At 35.9% G+C, this 2,146-nt stretch carries 3 protein-coding genes; all 3 read right to left on the bottom strand.

Annotated elements, in window-relative coordinates; genetic code table 11:
* The coding region (locus NKMY2_RS02790) for an archaellin/type IV pilin N-terminal domain-containing protein (RefSeq protein ID WP_042684308.1) at positions 1-285 on the bottom strand (285 nt) is incomplete at its 3' end.
* A 95-nt stretch (positions 286-380) separates the two neighbouring features.
* The gene (locus NKMY2_RS02785) at positions 381-1,004 is read right to left on the bottom strand and encodes a hypothetical protein (RefSeq protein WP_157832427.1); all 624 of its coding nucleotides are present in this window, start codon (positions 1,002-1,004) and stop codon (positions 381-383) included.
* A gap of 236 nt (positions 1,005-1,240) precedes the next feature.
* On the bottom strand, positions 1,241-1,927 hold the full coding sequence (locus tag NKMY2_RS02780; RefSeq protein WP_042684303.1) for an archaellin/type IV pilin N-terminal domain-containing protein: 687 nt from the start codon (positions 1,925-1,927) through the stop codon (positions 1,241-1,243).
* Positions 1,928-2,146 lie beyond the last annotated feature (219 nt).

The raw sequence follows: 2,146 nt of genomic DNA, 5'->3' as shown, positions 1-2,146 counted from the left end.
TTCGCCACCGGACGCAATTTTTATTGGAACTGCAACTACCTCAATCTTTGCTTGTGATACGTTTCCAAGTCCTGTAACTTTTCCTGCTATCTCTAGGCTGCTTGATGCCTCACCTAAGCTAGACACTATTGTGGTCTTTGCTTTTTGTGTTGTAGAAAAACCCATGTTGAGAACGACAAAAGCCAAAGCTGCTGCTACAATTACAAATGCAATCATAACTATGGCAGACTCTACGCCTATGACTCCTCGATGGGATTGTCTATGTCCTTTTCTAATAAGGTTCATTGGATTTCTATGATGGTATTACGGTATATCCTAGAGTGTGATCAGGATGATCAAACATAGAGTTGCAATAAGAAAAGACGATGAAGAATAATGATTTAGAGATTCTTTAATTCTTTTAATAATTCATAGCCATAGTTTGGAAGAAGTGTTTCTGGATAACAATTCAACATATGACCATTCGCTACAGGATAGAATTCCAATGATTTACAATCCCAATCCTTAAGAAATACAGTATTATCATATTCCCAATCAAAGCCATTTGTAATATTTGAAGTTGGATAACCAGGACCACGAATAAGTGTGATATTATTGCTAGAATAGTCAACAATAACCTCAGAACTTAGTGAATTAGGATAAAGATATACGACATTCGGATGATGTATAATTGCATCAAATTCCTTTTTTGTAACGTATTCGTTGTGCAATAAAATAATTTTGTCATATTTATCAAGAATTTGTGGGTTTTTATCAATGTCAATATCATCAATTACATCATAACCTAAAAACTCTAAGATTCTAAATCCGTTTCCGCTGGCAGAATATGTCTTTTCATATGCTGTATGAAGTTTTGCGTGAATACAAGAATCGCAATATCCTGCGTAATAATCATGCATGCTGTTCCAGTCATATGCACTTTGTGTAATTATAGGATAAATGACAGCAGTTTTTCCATTTGATTTTAGTTCTTCATACCTATCATAGTAATTTAATTCTGGCATTTTCGATACATCGTATGAGGATGAATTCTCGAGCTCATCATTATTAGAAAATTGATGGCTATTTGCTAGTACAAATGTCATCATTAGAAGCATTGTTGAAGTTATACTAATTATAATTGCATTAAAGTGATTCATCGATACATAGTTAGATTTTTTGTTGGATTAAAATGCGGATTTGTTCAAATTGAAAACATGTTTAGTATAAGAAAAATAGTGTTTCTTGGAAACCATAACGGTTATCCAAGATCAACAATTGGATGTGTGATGTTTGGTACTAGTCTTTCAACTGTAAGCGGAGATCCGGTTGGAACTATGACTTCAATTTTTATGTTGTCTAGTGCTTGTGGCCTTTCGCTGCCTGCATGTACTACGGCAATTATTGCATGTTCACCTTGATCCAGTATACTGTTGTCATTTCTATTTACAGCAAAATAGACTACTGCCGTTGTTTCGCTTACTGCAGTGTTACTAGTAATTGGGTTTACGTTGATATAACCAGCACTTACTGCTGCAGTCATTGCAGTTGTGAGATTGGAATATGTACCACTTGATAAAACCCCACTCATGATGTTATCATATTCGACAGTATTACTGAAGTATTTTACTGCCATCGTGGTATTGCCCAAGTTTACTGAAGAACCTCCTGATGCAAGTTTTACTGGAACTGCAGTTACATTGAGTTTACCAGTAGGCGATACGTCTCCTGATGCTGTGATTTTGCCTGCAATTTCTAATGCACTACTTGATTCTTCTAGGCTAGACACAATTGCTGTCTTTGCTCGTTGTGTTGTAGAAAAACCCATGTTGAGAACGACAAAAGCCAAAGCTGCTGCTACAATTACAAATGCAATCATAACTATGGCAGACTCTACGCCTATGACTCCTCGATGGGATTGTCTATGTCCTTTTCTAACAAGTTTCATTGGATTTCTATGATGGTATTACGGTATATCCTAGAGTGTGATCAGGATGATCAAACACAGCAAACACATTAAACAAATAATAGATTTGATTTTTAATCAAGACTTACTACTGAGCTGGATATTGAAGGTACTAGTCTTTCAACTGTCAATGCAGCTCCTGTTGGGATCAATATTTCTGCACGGATTTTGTCTAATGCCACTGGTCTATCAGCACTCGCA

This window comes from Candidatus Nitrosotenuis chungbukensis, assembly GCF_000685395.1.
GTDB classification, from domain to species: domain Archaea; phylum Thermoproteota; class Nitrososphaeria; order Nitrososphaerales; family Nitrosopumilaceae; genus Nitrosotenuis; species Nitrosotenuis chungbukensis.
This window is presented reverse-complemented; position numbering and strand designations above follow the sequence as displayed.

Bases quoted from the DNA above. Each gene is read 5' to 3' on its own strand.
- NKMY2_RS02785 (WP_157832427.1), bottom strand. From the start codon at position 1,004: ATGCCAGAATTAAATTACTATGATAGGTATGAAGAACTAAAATCAAAT.
- NKMY2_RS02780 (WP_042684303.1), bottom strand. From the start codon at position 1,927: ATGAAACTTGTTAGAAAAGGACATAGACAATCCCATCGAGGAGTCATA.